Origin of the sequence: Kitasatospora sp. NPDC059973, assembly GCF_042737525.1 — a bacterium.
Classification (GTDB): Bacteria; Actinomycetota; Actinomycetes; order Streptomycetales; family Streptomycetaceae; genus Kitasatospora.
Map to the genome: position 1 here is coordinate 15,108 of NZ_JBHWUI010000031.1, position 15,176 is coordinate 30,283.

At 72.8% G+C, this 15,176-nt stretch carries 13 protein-coding genes and 1 tRNA gene; 6 read left to right on the forward strand and 8 right to left on the reverse strand.

What is annotated here, in order from left to right:
* Positions 1-106 precede the first annotated feature (106 nt).
* Complete coding sequence (locus ACFWA9_RS11545; RefSeq protein WP_352293824.1) at positions 107-655, reverse strand: GNAT family protein; 549 nt, start codon at positions 653-655, stop codon at positions 107-109.
* Between the two features lie 95 nt (positions 656-750).
* On the opposite strand from ACFWA9_RS11545, the gene ACFWA9_RS11550 reads away from it, so the two are divergent.
* On the forward strand, positions 751-1,380 hold the full coding sequence (locus ACFWA9_RS11550) for a TetR/AcrR family transcriptional regulator (protein ID WP_380385807.1): 630 nt from the start codon (positions 751-753) through the stop codon (positions 1,378-1,380).
* A 316-nt stretch (positions 1,381-1,696) separates the two neighbouring features.
* On the opposite strand, the gene ACFWA9_RS11555 is transcribed toward ACFWA9_RS11550, so the two are convergent.
* A tRNA-Arg gene (locus ACFWA9_RS11555) sits at positions 1,697-1,769 on the reverse strand.
* Positions 1,770-2,404: 635 nt separating this feature from the next.
* On the opposite strand from ACFWA9_RS11555, the gene ACFWA9_RS11560 reads away from it, so the two are divergent.
* The 5 genes from ACFWA9_RS11560 (at position 2,405) to ACFWA9_RS11580 (ending at position 8,071) form a co-directional block, all read left to right on the forward strand.
* Complete coding sequence (locus ACFWA9_RS11560) at positions 2,405-2,956, forward strand: single-stranded DNA-binding protein (protein ID WP_380385810.1); 552 nt, start codon at positions 2,405-2,407, stop codon at positions 2,954-2,956.
* A gap of 348 nt (positions 2,957-3,304) precedes the next feature.
* Positions 3,305-4,774, forward strand: coding sequence for a Cys-Gln thioester bond-forming surface protein (locus tag ACFWA9_RS11565; RefSeq protein WP_380385813.1), 1,470 nt, complete (start codon positions 3,305-3,307; stop codon positions 4,772-4,774).
* Between the two features lie 289 nt (positions 4,775-5,063).
* Positions 5,064-6,728 (forward strand): energy-dependent translational throttle protein EttA, encoded by a 1,665-nt coding sequence (ettA, locus tag ACFWA9_RS11570; protein ID WP_380385815.1) that lies wholly within the window; start codon positions 5,064-5,066, stop codon positions 6,726-6,728.
* Between the two features lie 112 nt (positions 6,729-6,840).
* A complete protein-coding gene (locus ACFWA9_RS11575) occupies positions 6,841-7,320 on the forward strand; it encodes a thioesterase family protein (RefSeq protein WP_329489926.1) in 480 nt (159 codons plus the stop codon).
* 55 nt (positions 7,321-7,375) lie between these two features.
* Complete coding sequence (locus ACFWA9_RS11580; protein ID WP_380385818.1) at positions 7,376-8,071, forward strand: hypothetical protein; 696 nt, start codon at positions 7,376-7,378, stop codon at positions 8,069-8,071.
* A 108-nt stretch (positions 8,072-8,179) separates the two neighbouring features.
* Here ACFWA9_RS11580 and ACFWA9_RS11585 read toward each other — a convergent pair whose 3' ends face one another.
* From ACFWA9_RS11585 to ACFWA9_RS11610, 6 genes are all read right to left on the reverse strand, one after another.
* Complete coding sequence (locus ACFWA9_RS11585; protein WP_380385821.1) at positions 8,180-8,584, reverse strand: globin; 405 nt, start codon at positions 8,582-8,584, stop codon at positions 8,180-8,182.
* A gap of 92 nt (positions 8,585-8,676) precedes the next feature.
* On the reverse strand, positions 8,677-9,837 hold the full coding sequence (locus ACFWA9_RS11590; RefSeq protein ID WP_380385824.1) for an ABC transporter permease: 1,161 nt from the start codon (positions 9,835-9,837) through the stop codon (positions 8,677-8,679).
* Entirely contained in the window at positions 9,834-10,751 is a 918-nt protein-coding gene (locus tag ACFWA9_RS11595; RefSeq protein WP_352293840.1) for an ABC transporter ATP-binding protein, read from the reverse strand. Before ACFWA9_RS11595 ends, ACFWA9_RS11590 begins: the two co-directional genes overlap by 4 nt.
* A gap of 212 nt (positions 10,752-10,963) precedes the next feature.
* Positions 10,964-12,319: an FHA domain-containing protein gene (locus ACFWA9_RS11600; RefSeq protein WP_380385827.1), complete on the reverse strand. Its 1,356-nt coding sequence runs from the start codon at positions 12,317-12,319 to the stop codon at positions 10,964-10,966.
* 73 nt (positions 12,320-12,392) lie between these two features.
* Positions 12,393-13,748: a VWA domain-containing protein gene (locus ACFWA9_RS11605; RefSeq protein WP_352293844.1), complete on the reverse strand. Its 1,356-nt coding sequence runs from the start codon at positions 13,746-13,748 to the stop codon at positions 12,393-12,395.
* Positions 13,749-13,815: 67 nt separating this feature from the next.
* Positions 13,816-15,174: a PP2C family protein-serine/threonine phosphatase gene (locus tag ACFWA9_RS11610; protein WP_380385830.1), complete on the reverse strand. Its 1,359-nt coding sequence runs from the start codon at positions 15,172-15,174 to the stop codon at positions 13,816-13,818.
* Positions 15,175-15,176 lie beyond the last annotated feature (2 nt).

Here is a 15,176-nt window from a genome sequence, read left to right on the forward strand (position 1 = left end):
GGTACGGGGCGGGCGCGGTGCGGGCCGGGAGTGGTGCGGCGCGGGAGTGGTGCGGCGCGGCGCCCGGTGGACGACCGTCCACCGGGCCCCGCGCCGTGCACGGCCGTCAGCCGGTCGGCTGCCACTCGTGGGCGAGCAGCGACCAGATCTCGGAGTCCTGGTGGACGCCGTTGACCAGGTACGACTCCCGCATGACACCGTCCAGCCGCATGCCCAGCCGCTGCGCGAGCGAGCGGCTGCGGAGGTTGGTCGGGCTGGTGTGCCACTCCAGGCGGTGCAGGCCGCGGGTGGTGAACGCGTAGTCGACCAGGTGGCGGACGGCGGCGCCGACCAGGCCCCGGCCCTCGCCGGCGGGCTCCGTCCAGACGCCGATCTCGGCGACCCCGGCGACGGCGTCGAAGGAGACGAACATCGTGCCGCCGACCAGCGTGCCGTCCAGCCAGATGCCGTAGAGCCGGCCGGCGTCGGCGGCCTGCCGGTCGGCGTAGCCCTGCAGGGTGGCGCGGGCCGACGCCAGGTCGGTGGAGCGGTGGGCCCAGGTGATCCACGGGTTCATGTGGTCGCGGGCGCGGTCCATGTGGGTCAGGAACTCGGCGGCCTGCCACGGTTCCAGGGGGCGCAGTTCGGCACGGTCGGCGAGCGGGACGGCGAACATCGGCGGGCCTTTCGGGCGGGGCCGGGTGTGGGGGCGGGGCGCGGCCCGGCCGTTCCGGCATACATAACAAACGTTTGGTAGGTACCATACCGCCTATGACACCAGCCCGGGGAGACCATGAAGCCCGCCGCGAGGACGTCTCCGAGGCGGTCTGGCGGGTGCTCTCCTCACGCGGCTTCGAGGGGCTGACGCTGCGTGCGGTGGCCGCCGAAATGGGCGCCTCCACCGGTTTGTTGACGCACTACTTCCCCAACAAGCGGGCGCTCGTGGCACACGCCCTCGACGTACTGGACCGGCGTTCCCAGCAGCGGCCGCGCCGGACCGCGCCGGCGGACGGCAGCCCGCCGCCGCCCGCCGGACTGCCCAGGCTGCGGGCGGCGCTGCTCGACATCCTCCCGCTGGACGGGGCCGGCACGGCCGGCAACCGGATCTGGGTCGGCTCCTGGGACGTCGCGCTGGCCGACCCGGAGCTGGCCGCCGCGCACGCGGCCCGCTACGGGCGGGCGCGGGCGCTGCTGGCCGAGTCGGTGGCCGTCGCGCAGCGGCTGGGGGAGCTGCCGGACGGCGTGGACGCCGGGCAGCTCGCCGCGGGGGCGCAGGCCTTCGCGCTGGGGCTGGTGGTGCAGGCGCTGTTCGCCCCGGCGGAGTTCCCGCCCGAGCGGCAGGTGGCGTTGCTGGACGCCTATCTGGCGGGGCTGCCCGGAGCGGCCGCCGGCCAGGGGTGAGCGAAGCCGAGCGGGACTTCGCGGCGCTGAGCGGCGCCGAGCGGGGCTTCGCGGCGCCGGGGACGGCCCGCGGCCGCCGTCCGGATCGGCACCGGAGGCGAGCGGCGTGGCGGCCCCGGGGGGCGTTGTCTGATTCGCCCGTTGTTTCCGTTCGGGCCGTACGACCGGTTCGTACCGGTGTTTCCCCCGGTGTCGTTTCCGCCCCCGCCACGACACGCATTGTCACGGGCTATGCGCGTTCGGTGCACGGGATTATCCGGCGGCCCGGCCGGGCAAAGCCCTCGCCGAGGGCGTGGCCTGCGGGAATTCGGTGCGGTGCCCCCAGCAGGATTCGAACCTGCGACCTACCGCTTAGAAGGCGGGTGCTCTATCCGCTGAGCTATGGGGGCGGGACGGACGGCGCCCTGATGGGCGTGACCGTTGCCGGGATCGGGCGACGAGCGCGCGGGGCGCCCGCTGTCCGGCCCCTGCCTGAGGGTGGGGTGGGGGTTGGCGGGGCCTTGCCCTGTCGGGGACAGGATAAGGGTGTCCAGAACCTCGGCCGGGTGTAACAACACCGTCGCGGGTGTGTCGGCTTCGGTGGAGCGGTCCGATAATCGCAGGTGACGGCCGTGCGTGCAGCGGTCTGGCCCGCTTCGGCGCCGGACGTTGTGCAGTCGTTACGGGGCTGCCGCCCCACCCGTTATGGATTCGGCACGGAGAAACTACCGGTCTCGGCGCGGGTGGGGGGCCGTATTCGGGTTCGTTCGGTCGGATGACGTGGGCGGACGGCCGGGCAGGCCACCCCTGGGGGTGCGCGGGTGTGGCGGGAAGCGGGGCGTTTGTTGTCATGGCCGCGTAGAGGTCAGGCCGAAAGTAGGACCGGAAGGGCCGAAATTCACCCCTGTGAGTGACACCGGTTTTCCACAGGGCCGACTTGTCCACAGGATTTCCGATCTGCCTGGTGCGGATTTCCCGGGAAGCGCACTCTCAACTCGCGCCGGTCGATTCCGTACGGTGCATCCGGGAGAACGGAGCGTGTTCTGTGAACGAGACCCAGGTGACGGTCATCGGCAATGTCGCGACCGAGGTGAGCTGCACGCGGACGGCGGACGGGGTGGCGGTGGCCAACTTCCGGCTGGCGTCGACGGAGCGCCGGTACGACCGGCTGCGGGAGGCCTGGGTGGACGGCGAGACGCAGTGGGTGACGGTGACGGCCTGGCGGGCGCTGGCGGCTCATCTGATCGGCTCGCTGTCGAAGGGTGATCCGGTGGTGGTGAGCGGGCGGTTGAGGGTCCGGGAGTGGATGGACGGTGAGGCGCGGCGCAGCAGGGTCGAGATCGACGCCCGGTCGGTCGGGCACGACCTCAGTCGTGGCACCGCCGTCTTCACGTGGGGTGCGGCCTCGCGGGCGCAGCCGGCCGAGGGTCGGGAGGTGTCCGTGGGCGAGGCGGTACCGGGCTGGATCGCGGACGCACTGCAGGCGCGGAGGGCGGCGGTCGGCCCGCCGGTGGCACCCCTGTTGGCGGCCGCCGGGGTCGGGGCGCGGGTGGACGGCGGGGGAACGGAGAGTGACGCCCTGGCTTCTTCGGTCTGACCGCCGACCGGTCTCAACTGTCGACAAATATGTTGATCGAGACGGTTGTTGTGCCCGCGCGTGCAAACACCGGACCGGTTAAGTGAAAGATCGGGAGTTTCTGGCTGATCGTCAGCTTGTGTGGATGATGGGAGCATTGATAACGATACAGATACGGAATCGTCCTGATTTCGCATGGGGGTTTGCGCGCCTCCCTGGCTCAATAGGATTCGTCTGGTTCACACACGTGCAGCGGCGCCACAGGGGGCGCGGCAATGCAAGGCGGGCAGCCCATCGGCATGGCCCGGCCCGGAGGGATCCCAGATGTTCCAGAGGCAGGGGCGGAGTCTTCCGCGCATAACCACTGTCATGCTCACGACCAGCGTAGCGCTGGGTGGGAGCCTGCTCGCAGCCGGTGCGGCGGCTGCGGCCGACGCACCGGGTGCGGGCGTCACGGCGGTGATCCAGCCGACCATGCAGAGCGAGGAGATCGCCATCGAGGGCGGTCACTCCGTTCAGGGCGGTCTGTTCACCCTCAAGACGGCCAACGGCGAGCTTCGTACGTACTGCATCGACATCGACCACCCGGTCAACATCGAGAGCAAGGTCGAGTACCAGGAGTCGGACTGGAAGTCGAGCTCGCTCGGCCGCAAGGAGAAGGCTCAGGACGCCGCCAAGATCCGTTGGATCCTGGAGAACTCCTACCCGCAGGTCACCGACCTCAAGAAGCTGGCCGACGCGGCCGGCATCAAGGACGGTCAGCTCACCGCCGACGACGCCGCCGCGGGCACCCAGGCCGCGATCTGGAAGTTCTCCGACGGCAAGAACGCCACCCCGGTCGACGCGCAGGCCAAGAAGCTGCGCGACTACCTGGTCAGCGACGCCAACAAGGGCATCGCGGCCGAGCCCAAGCCCTCGCTGAGCCTCACGCCGGACTCGGTGTCGGGCAAGCCGGGCAACAAGCTCGGTCCGTTCACCATCAACACCAGCGCCTCCGAGGTGAAGCTCGCGCTCTCCGGCGACGCCGCGGACAAGGCGAAGCTGGTCGACAAGGACGGCAAGCCGGTCACCGGCCTGACCGGCCCGGTCGCCAAGGACACCCAGCTGTTCCTGGACGTGCCGGCCGGCACCCCGGACGGCACGGCCACGGTGACGGCCTCGGCCGAGACCGTCGTGCCCAACGGCCGGGTCTTCCTGAGCAAGGGCTACACCCCCGAGAAGCACAGCCAGACCATGATCCTGGCCGGCTCCACCAAGCTCAGCGTGGTGGACGCGGCCAAGGCCGCGTGGAAGGCCGGCAAGGGCCCGCTGCTGGACAGCAACGCCCAGGTCGAGTGCGACTCCAACGGCGTCCGCGTCAACGTCGCCAACGGCGGCGACGAGGCGGCCTCCGTGACCGTCGCACCGGGCAAGACGGTCACCGTCCAGCCCGGCAAGATGGAGAGCGTGCTGGTCCCGGTCAACGAGGACACCGCCTACGACATCAAGGTGACCGGCCCGAACGGCTTCACCAAGGAGTTCAAGGGCATCCTGGACTGCAAGGTCACCAGCGTGACCACGCCGACCGCCACCCCGTCGGCCGGCACCAGCGCCACGGCCACGGCCACGCCGACCCCGAGCGGTACCGGTACGCCGACCGCCGCTCCGTCCAGCTCCTCGGCGCACCCGGCCCCGGCCGCCAGCAGCCCGGCTCCCGGCACCACGGGCGGCCTGGCCGCCACCGGTGGTAACGACGCCACCCCGATCCTCGCCGCCGTCGCCGGTGGCCTGGTCGTGGCCGGCGGTGCCGCGGTCTTCGTCCTGCGCCGTCGCGGTCGCCACGGTCGCAGCGCCGCCTGAGGCAGCGCCGCACCGGTACTGAAGTAGTACTGAACGCAGTGAAGGGCGCCCGACCTGCTCCGGCAGGGCGGGCGCCCACCACCCGGCCCGGTCCCCCGCACTCGCTGCGGGGAGCCGGGCCGCGGTGCGTCCGGCGGGGCCGCGCCGGACGGTGGTGGCCGGGCCGGCGCGGGCGTCCGGGACGGGATACCCCAGTGGGGCAAGGCTGGCGGTTCGGGCTCTCGGCCGGGTGCGGCACAATGGAAGGCTGCAAGCCGAATTACTCCCGACGACGCCGGAGCGATCTCACGTGGCGGAATACATCTACACGATGCGCAAGGTACGCAAGGCGCACGGAGACAAGGTCATCCTTGACGACGTGACGCTCAGCTTCCTCCCCGGGGCGAAGATCGGCGTCGTGGGCCCCAACGGCGCGGGTAAGTCCACCGTGCTGAAGATGATGGCCGGCCTGGAGCAGCCGTCCAACGGCGACGCCTTCCTCTCGCCCGGGTTCACCGTCGGCATGCTGCTCCAGGAGCCGCCGCTCGACGAGACCAAGACCGTTCTGGAGAACGTCGAGGACGGCGTCAAGGAGATCAAGGGGAAGCTCAACCGCTTCAACGAGATCGCCGAGCTGATGGCCACCGACTACTCGGACGCGCTGCTCGACGAGATGGGCAAGCTCCAGGAGGACCTGGACCACGCCAACGCCTGGGACCTCGAAGCCCAGCTGGAGCAGGCCATGGACGCGCTGGGCTGCCCGCCCGGCGACTGGCCGGTCACCAAGCTCTCCGGTGGCGAGAAGCGCCGCGTGGCGCTCTGCAAGCTGCTGCTGGAGGCCCCCGACCTGCTGCTGCTCGACGAGCCCACCAACCACCTGGACGCCGAGTCGGTGAACTGGCTGGAGCAGCACCTGGCCAAGTACGCCGGCACCGTCGTCGCCGTCACCCACGACCGGTACTTCCTGGACAACGTGGCCGGCTGGATCCTGGAGCTCGACCGCGGCCGCGCGATCGGCTACGAGGGCAACTACTCCACCTACCTGGAGAGCAAGCAGTCGCGCCTCAAGGTCGAGGGCCAGAAGGACGCCAAGCGCGCCAAGCGGCTCCGCGAGGAGCTGGAGTGGGTCCGCTCCAACGCCAAGGGCCGTCAGGCGAAGTCCAAGGCGCGTCTGGCCCGCTACGAGGAGATGGCGGCCGAGGCCGACAAGATGCGGAAGCTGGACTTCGAGGAGATCCAGATCCCGCCGGGCCCGCGTCTGGGCAGCATCGTCATCGAGGTCGAGAACCTCAACAAGGCCTTCGGCGAGAAGGTCCTGATCGACGACCTGAGCTTCACCCTGCCGCGCAACGGCATCGTCGGCATCATCGGCCCCAACGGCGCCGGCAAGACGACGCTGTTCAAGATGCTGCAGGACATGGAGACCCCGGACTCCGGCACCGTCAAGGTCGGCGACACCGTCAAGATCAGCTACGTCGACCAGAGCCGCGCCAACATCGACCCGAAGAAGACGCTCTGGGAGGTCGTCTCCGACGGCCTGGACTGGATCAACGTCGGCCAGGTCGAGATGCCGTCCCGCGCCTACGTCTCGGCGTTCGGCTTCAAGGGCCCGGACCAGCAGAAGCCGGCCGGCGTGCTCTCCGGCGGTGAGCGCAACCGCCTGAACCTGGCGCTCACCCTCAAGCAGGGCGGCAACCTGCTGCTCCTCGACGAGCCCACCAACGACCTGGACGTCGAGACCCTCTCCTCGCTGGAGAACGCGCTGCTGGAGTTCCCCGGCTGCGCCGTGGTCATCTCCCACGACCGCTGGTTCCTGGACCGGGTGGCCACCCACATCCTCGCCTACGAGGGCGAGAGCAAGTGGTTCTGGTTCGAGGGCAACTTCGAGTCGTACGAGAAGAACAAGATCGAGCGGCTGGGCGCCGACGCGGCCCGTCCGCACCGGGCCACCTACAAGAAGCTGACCCGAGGCTGACACCCAGCTGTCACAACGGCCCGGCAGACTGCCCCCCGGGGGGGCGGCCTGCCGGGCCGCGGCCCACCGGCCGTCACCGCCGGCGGGTCACCGGACATCGAGGAGAACACCCGTGGCACGCCACATCTACGCCTGTCCGCTGCGTTGGTCCGACATGGACGCCTTCGGGCACGTCAACAACGTGGTCTTCCTGCGCTACCTGGAGGAGGCCCGGATCGACTTCATGTTCACCCAGGCCGCCGCGGCCGGTGCGGGGGAGTTCGCGGGCGGCTCGGTGGTGGCCCGCCACGAGATCGACTACAAGCGCCCGCTGGTGCACCGGCCCGAGCCGGTCACCATCGAGACCTGGGTCACCAAGATCGGCGGCGCCTCGCTGACCGTGTCGTACGAGATCAAGGACACCGCCGAGGACGGCACCGAGACGGTGTACGTCCGGGCGTCCACCGTGGTCGTCCCCTACGACCTGGCCGAGGGCCGCCCGCGCCGGATCAGCCCGGTGGAGCGGGAGTTCCTGGGCCGCTTCACGGACGACGACCGCGGCGCGGACGGGCACAGCCGGGACGGACGCAGCCTGGACGCCGCGGCGGCCTGAGCCCCCGGCCCGGACCACCACCCATCACCGATGCACGGATTCGAGCTGAAGCGCGTTGACCCCCACCGCCGCCCTCGCCCTCGCCGACGCCGGGGAGGCCGCCGACCTGGGCGCCTTCCTGGTCCGTCTGCTGCGCTTCGACCGGGCGGCGGCGGTGCGCCTGCAGGCGGTGGCGAAGCAGGCCGGCGGCGACGGCGTGCTGGCCGTCTTCGGCCGGCTGCCGCTGGGGAGCTCCGGCGCGCTGGCGGTCCGGACCGCGCGGCTCGCCGGGCCGGTCGGGCCGGCCGACCGCACGGTCTCGGCGGGGCAGTTGCTGGACGGCCTGGACAGTGCCGGGAACACCGTGGAGCTGCCCGTGCCCGTGACCGGTCCGGCCTGGGCCGGCCTGTTGCCGCCGCGCTCCGGCTGGCGCCCGGTCGGCGAGCCGCCGGTGGCCGAGGTGTACCCCGAACTGATGGCCGGGGTACGGGAGTTCCGTGAGCGCAGCGAGGCCGTCCCGGCGCACCACCGGACCCGTGCGGTGCTGGACGGGCTGGCCGACGAGATCTGGTCCCGGCCGGTGGGCGCCCTTCCCGAGCTGCCGCTGCGCGCCGCGCACGCGGCCTATGTGATCGGGTTCCTCAAGCCGGGTGCGCCGCTGACCGTGCACCGCGCCGGTGGCTGGCTGCGGTTGAGCGCCCCGGCGGGGTCGGTGGCGGTGCGGACCGCGGCGGCGCCCGGGGCCGGGCTCGGGCTCAGCCCGATGCGCTAGACCCCGATGCGCGGGGCCCGGTGCGCTGGACCCCGATGTGCGGGCCCCGATGCGCTGGACCCCGATGTGCGGGGCCAGGGCGCGGGGCCCCGGGCGAAGGGGCCCGGGTCAGCTCTCGGTGTTGACCATCGAGGCGGCGGCGTAGGTGAGGTAGTCCCACAGCTGCCGCTCGGCGTCGGCCGGCAGCGCCAGCTCGTCCACCGCGGCCCGCATGTGCTTCAGCCAGGCGTCGTGCGCCGCGCGGTCGACCCGGAAGGGCACGTGCCGCATCCGCAGCCGCGGGTGCCCGCGCTGCTCGCTGTAGGTGCGCGGACCGCCCCAGTACTGCATCAGGAAGAGCGTGAGGCGCTCCTCGGCCGGGCCGAGGTCCTCCTCGGGGTACATCGGCCGCAGCAACTCGTCCCCCGCGACGCCCTGGTAGAACCGGTGCACCAGTCGCCGGAAGGTCGGCTCGCCGCCGACCTGTTCGAAGAAGGTCTCCTCGCTGAGCGTGCCACGCCGGATCTCTTTCACCCGACCATGGTCGCAGACGGCGGCGGGGCCGTACACCGGGACCTGGGGACCAGGACCGGGGGCGTACGACCCCGCCGCCGTCGGCGTTCGGCTCAGGCGTCCTCCCAGCGGAAGAACCGCCAGGCGATCGCGGTGAGCACGGCGGCGAACGCCAGCAGCCCGCCCATGGTCGGCAGCGCGTCCATCACGCCGCCGCCCCGGGAGAGCACCGACTGCGCCGCGGTGACCAGGTGCTTGAGCGGCAGCGCCTCGGAGAAGGCCTTCAGCCAGGTCGGCATGTCATCGGTCGGGAAGAACGAGCCGGACAGGAACGACATCGGCAGCACGATGATCTGCGAGATGCCGTTGGCCGCCTCCTCGGTCTTCGCCAGCGACCCGGCCAGCAGGCCGATCGACATGAAGGCGATCGTGGCGCAGACCACCAGCGGGATGATCAGCCACCAGTCGCCGGTGAGCTTCAGCCCGAAGAACGGCATGGTGGCGACCACCAGGAAGACGGCGGTCTGGACCAGGGCCGTCAGCACCGAGACGGCGATCCGGGAGGCCACGATCGACCCGGCGCTCACCGGGGCCAGCCGCAGCCGCCGCAGCACCTGCTTCTTCCGCCAGGACACCAGGGTCAGCGAGGCCCCGAACACCGCGCCGGTGGCCACCGCCCAGCCGAGCAGGCCGGGGGTGAGGAACTGGATCGGCTTCAGCGAGTTGTCCTCGACCTGGCCGGAGTCCAGGACGAAGGCGGCGGGCTTGCCGCTGGCGGCCTGGTTGGCCTGCTGGACGACCGAGTTGACGATGCCCTGGACGGAGCCGGCGCGGACCTGGTCGGCGGCGCTGAAGCGCAGCACCACCTTGCCGTCCGGGCCCTCCTTGATCATCGCGTCCAGGTCGCCCTTGCGGACCTTCTCCAGCGCGGCGGCCTCGTCGTCGCCGCGGCTGATCGTGAGGACCTTCTCCAGCGCGGCCCGGCCGTCGCCCTGCACCGAGTCCAGCACCTGGACCGCGCCGACCTGCGCCACCTTGGCGTGCGGGCTGGTCGCGCCCTTGAGCAGGGTGCCGAACAGCAGCAGGAACATCAGGGGGAAGAGGATCACGAAGAAGACGGCGGTGCGGTCCCGGAGGAAGGCGACCACCATCACCCGCGAGAGGCTGGCGAACGCGCTCACCCGCTCGCGCTCCGGCTGCCCGGCGGGCGCGCCGGCGGGTTCGGGCGTGCGCTGGGCCGGAACGGCCGCGTCCCGCGTGCGTTCGGCGCTCATGCGCGGTACTCCCGTCCGGTGAGCTGGAGGAAGACGTCCTCCAGGGTGGCGCCGCGGACTTCGAGTCCGCGCAGCGCGTTCTGCTCGGCCAGCACGGCGAGCACCGGGGCCGGGAGGCGGGTCGAGACCGAGAGCGAGACGCCGTCGTCCTCGACCGAGGCGATCTCGGCGCCGGTCGCGTCGAGCAGGTCACGCACCCGCTCGACGGTCAGCAGCCCCGACTCCACGCTGATCCGCACGGTGTCGTCGATCTCGCGGACCAGCGCGGCCGGGGCGCCGGTGCGCAGGACCTTGCCGTGGTCCATCACCGAGACGCGGTCGCAGAGCACCTCGGCCTCGTCCAGGTAGTGGGTGGTCAGCACGACCGTGCGGCCCTCGGCGTTGATGTCCCGCAGGAGGTCCCAGAGGTTGCGGCGGGCCTGCGGGTCGAGACCGGTGGTCGGCTCGTCCAGGAAGACCAGCTCCGGGTCGTGGGCCAGCGCGCAGGCGATCGAGAGGCGCTGGGCCTGGCCGCCGGACATCTTGTCGGTCATCACCCCGGCCGACTCGGTGAGGCCCACCCGCTCCAGCATCGCGTCGGCCCGCTTGGGGCCGACGCCGTAGAACGAGGCGAAGGTGCGGATCGTCTCCCGCGCCGTCAGTTTGTTGAAGAAGGCCGAGGCCTGGAACTGCACGCCGATCCGCGGCAGCAGTTTCGCGTTGCGCGGCCAGGGCGCCATCCCCAGCAGTTCGATCCGGCCCTCGTCGGGCTTCCGGATTCCCTCCAGAATCTCCAGTGTGGTCGTTTTCCCGGCGCCGTTCGGGCCCAGGATCCCGTAGAACTCGCCGACCTCGACGGTGAGGGACACCCCGTCGACGGCCTGCACATCCCCGTACCGCTGACGGATTCCGTCGGCGGATATAGCTGCAGTCATGTGGCCTGAGCGTAGGGGTACACGGGGGGTGCTGGGGAGAGCGGGCGGACGTGATTTGAAGATCATTTTGCCGGGCCGCCGGGCCCCCGACCAGGGGTTCGGACCGTGCGTGTACGGGGTGACGGGCCACTGCGCGCGGTGGCGGACGCCGAGGGGCCCGGGCGGGAGCAGACTCCCGCCCGGGCCCGGGCGTCAGGGGCCCGACCCCGGGGTCAGGCGCGGTGCAGGGTGATGGTGGTCCACGCCCCGATGTGGATCCGGTCGCCGTCGTTCAGCGGGACGGCGGTGTGCGGGGTGAGCGACTCGGCGCCGCCGTTCATCGTGGTGCCGTTGGTGGAGTCCTGGTCGACCAGCACCCAGCTGCCGTCCGACTGTTCGGCGAGCAGCGCGTGCTGGTGCGAGGCGCCCGGGTCCTCCGGCGGGACGGAGAGGTCGATCTCCGGCACGGTGCCGCGGTGCTGGCTGCGCCGGCCGATCCGCAGCTGGCCGCGGCCGGTCAGCGGGATGCGCCGCTCGGGGCAGTACGGGGGGAAGAAGAGACCCGCGGCCTCCGGACCGCTGCGGGCCATCATGTCGGTGAAGTAGTCGCGGTCGGCCGAGACCACGGCGATCCAGTTGGTCCGGACCGGCTCGGGCTGCGCGCCCTGGTACGGCGGCTGGTGCGCCTGCTGCTGGGCCTGCTCCGGCTGCGGGGCGGGCTGGGGCGGCTGCGGGACCTGCTGGCCGTGCGGGTGCTGCTGCGGAGCCTGCTGCTGGACCTGCTGCGGGGCCTGCGGCGGCTGCGGCAGGACCGGCGGGGCCAGGTTGAACGAGGTGCCGAACTCGGCGCCGCGCCCGTTCGGACCGGGCTGGGCGTAGACCGGACCGGAGTCCTCGCGCGGCCGCTCCTGGTAGGGCTGCTGCTCCTGGTAGCCGGACTCCTGGTACGGGGCCTCCTGGTAGGGCTGCTCCTGGTACGCCGGCTCCTGGTGCCGTGCCTCCTGGTGCCGTGCCTCCTGGTACGGCTCGCCGCCGAGCTGCGGGTAGCCGTAGGCGGGCCGCTGCTGCTGGGCGTGCGGCGGCTGCGGCTGCTGGGCCGGCGGCTGGGGACCGCCGTACGCCGCCGGGATGTTCAGCGGGTCGGGTCCGGGCCCGCCCGCCGGTGCCCCGCCGGTCGGCGGGGGCTGGCGCCGCGAGGGCGAGGAGAGGTCGTAGTCGTACCCGCACTCCTCGCAGAACCGGCCGGTCTGCGGGCTCCGGCAGATCGGGCAGACCACCAGGCCCTCGGTGAGGTCCGGGAAGCCCTGCGCGCCCGGCGGGACGGCGCCCGGGCCCGGCTGCTCGGGGCGCGGCTGCACCGGCCCGCCGAACGGCGCGCCGCCGTGGCCGGGGTACCCCTGCCCGCCGTGCGCCCCCTGCCCGCCGAAACCGTCGTGCCCGCCGTGACCACCGTGCGCCGCCGGTGCCCCTGGCGCGCCCGGATGGGTGCCGGGCGGCGGCGGGATCGGCGGTGGCGGTGTCATCGGAAAGCCGCAGAAGTCGCACCAGTCCTCGGCCTGCGACTCGTGCCCCCTCGGGCAGATCGGCATCAGGTCCCCCCTCGATTTCCAGCCAGCTGGGGCAGCGTCCGGCCGGGCCGCGGCCCCACCGGTACTTCAGCGGTCATTTCTTCACACGGACGGTTTTGGTCGACCGGGTCTCAAGGGTCATCGAGTCGGCCTCACTCACATTCTTACGGAACCGAACCGTACCCTCCTTCGGGTCGACCACGTCCACCACCTTCTGCAGCAGCTTGAAGGTGCCCTCGTTCCCGGTCGCGTGGGCGATCCGGACGGCGGCGCCGAGCTTGGCGGTGGCGCGGTCGACGTCCCCGGCGCGGTGCGCCTCCAGGCCCTCCTGGATCGAGGAGGCCAGCTCGGCCTGCCCGGTGTAGTGGGCGACCTGCGGGCTGATCCGGGTGGACGAGGCCAGGTCGTCCGTCCAGACCGCCTTGACCAGGCCCTGCGACAGCACCTCGGGGGTGCTCCCGGTCTGCGGCGGCAGGACGAGGCTGATCCGGGCGGCGAGCATCTCGTTGCCGACGGCGGCGGCCGGGACCTCCACGCAGACGTGGTAGTCGCGGCTCTCGTCCCCCCAGGAGCCGGTCGGGTAGTCGCCGGCCCGCGGCCCGGCCTCGGTGCGGCGGCCGGTGAGGTCCTCCACGGTGGGGGCGACCTGCTTGACGAAGGTCACCACGGCGTTGGCCGGCGTCCAGATCCGCAGCGCGACGTCGGCGACCTGCTTGCCCATGGCGCCCTCCATCATGGAGCGGAAGTCCTCGGCGAGGCCGGACGGTTCGGCGACGATGTCGACGGTGCCGAGCAGCGCGGAGGAGATCCGGCGCAGTTCGTCCACCCGCCAGTCGGTGCCGACGCCGCGGCAGTCGGCGGTGAAGTGGCCGGTGACGCGCTCGATCACGCGCTCCAGGTCGGCCGCCGACTCGTGCTCGTTCTTGCCGTCGGTGAGCAGGATGGCGTGCCGGATGGCGATGTCACGGCGGGTCAGGAAGAGCGCGTCGGCCTTGGCGAGCCAGGTGCTCATGGCGGTGCCCCCGGCCGCGCTGAGCCGGCGCAGCGCCTCCTTGGCCTGGGCCCGGGTGGCCGGCGAGGCGGTCGCGAGGCCGCCGTCGCCGGGGAAGATCTCCCGGGCCTCGTGGGTGCCGGCCACCACGGCGAAGGCGACGCCGTCGCGGACGGTGTCGATGGCGGCGGCGGTGGCCTCCCGGGCGCCGCGCATCTTGCTGGCCGGGTAGTCCATCGAGCCGGAGCAGTCCACCATGATCACCACGGCGGCGGAGTGCGCTCCCGCGTCCAGCGGCCCGCTGTCGGTCACCCCGAGCGGCCGGCCGCCGGAGGTGCCGCCGCCGGTCGCGGTGACGGTGACGATGGCGTTCACCTCGCGGGCGCCGTCGGCGAGGAACGCGTTCTGGAAGATCTCCACGTCGAACCTGGGCAGGTTCGGCTTAGCCAGTGTTGCCATGGGCCGGTGGCTCCCGTCGGGTGGTCGGATGGTGCGAACGGTCGGTGGGGCGGGCCGCGGCAGGGCGTCAGCCCAGCGGCGGCTGCGGCGGGCGCGGCGGGACGCCGGGCCGCGCGGGGGGAGCCGGCGGGGCCGGCGGCAGGGGCGCGGCGGGCGAGCCGATCACCGGCAGGTCCGGCAGCGTCGGGTCGTGGTCCTCCTCGTCGTCCGCCGGTCCGCCGACGGGGGCGGCGGCCGGGCGGAGCACCGGCAGGTCCAGGGCGGTGGCGGTGCGCTCGTCCTCGGCGTCCGGCCACGCCGCACCGGCCAGACCGGTCGGCGGGTCGATCGGCAGCACGGCGACGGTGATGTTGTCGTGCCCGCCGGCCGCGACCGCGAACTTCACCAGCGTCCGGGCGGCGGCGAGCGGCTCGGTCCGGGCGTCCTGGCGCACGTAGAACGCGAGGTCGGTGGCGGCCTCGGCGTAGTTCCAGAGGCCGTCGGTGCAGATCAGCAGCACGCCGGGGACGTGCGGGGTGAAGTCCAGGGTGTGCGGGACGACCTCCTCGGCGTCCGCGCCGAGCCAGCCGGTGATGGCGTGGGCGCGCGGGTCCGCGTAGGCCTCGGCCTCGCCCATCAGCCCGGCCTCGACCATCCGGGCGGCCCAGGAGTCGTCCTGGGTGAGCCGGAACGGCTCGGCGGCGACCCGGTCGTCCGGGATCCAGTACGCCCGGGTGTCGCCGACCCAGCCGATGGTGACCCGGCCGCCGGAGGCTATGGCGCTGACGTAGGTGCAGGCCGGTGCGTTGACGTCGGGCCGGGCGGGTGCGCCGCCGTCCTCGGCGAGCGCGGCGACGGCGGCGGCCGCGTCGGCGATCGCGTCGCGCATCGCGGCCTCGGGGTCGCGGCCGGCCTCCAGCGCGGTCAGCAGGGATTCCGACGCCGCGTCGACGGCGGTCTCGGAGGCCTGGTCGGGCCGGTCGGAGGAGGAGACCCCGTCGCAGACCACGGCCACCACGACCGGCTCGCCACCGGGCAGCGAGGTGGCGGCGACGGTGAAGGAGTCCTCGTTGCGGTGGTGGCGCAGACCGCGGTCGCTGACCCCGGCGACGCCCCCGAGAGCCTTCTCCATGTGGTCGCGCGGGCGCGGCTGGGCGCCCCCGCAGGCCTCGCAGTAGCCGTCGGAGGTGACCTGCGGCAGGCCGCAGTGCACGCAGCCGGGCCCGCCCTGGGCGGGCACCGCCGCTCCGGGCGCGGCGGCGGGGACCACCGGCACCGGCACGGTCGGCGCGTGGTCCGCCCCGCCGGCGCCCTGGGCGGCGGACCAGCTCGCGGGCATCGCGCCCGGAGCCGGACGGCCGTTCCGGCTCGCCCCGCAGGAGCCGCAGTACGCGTCCTCCTGGTCCAGCGGCTCGGAACAGCTCTGGCACACGGTCTGCTGCGGCATTG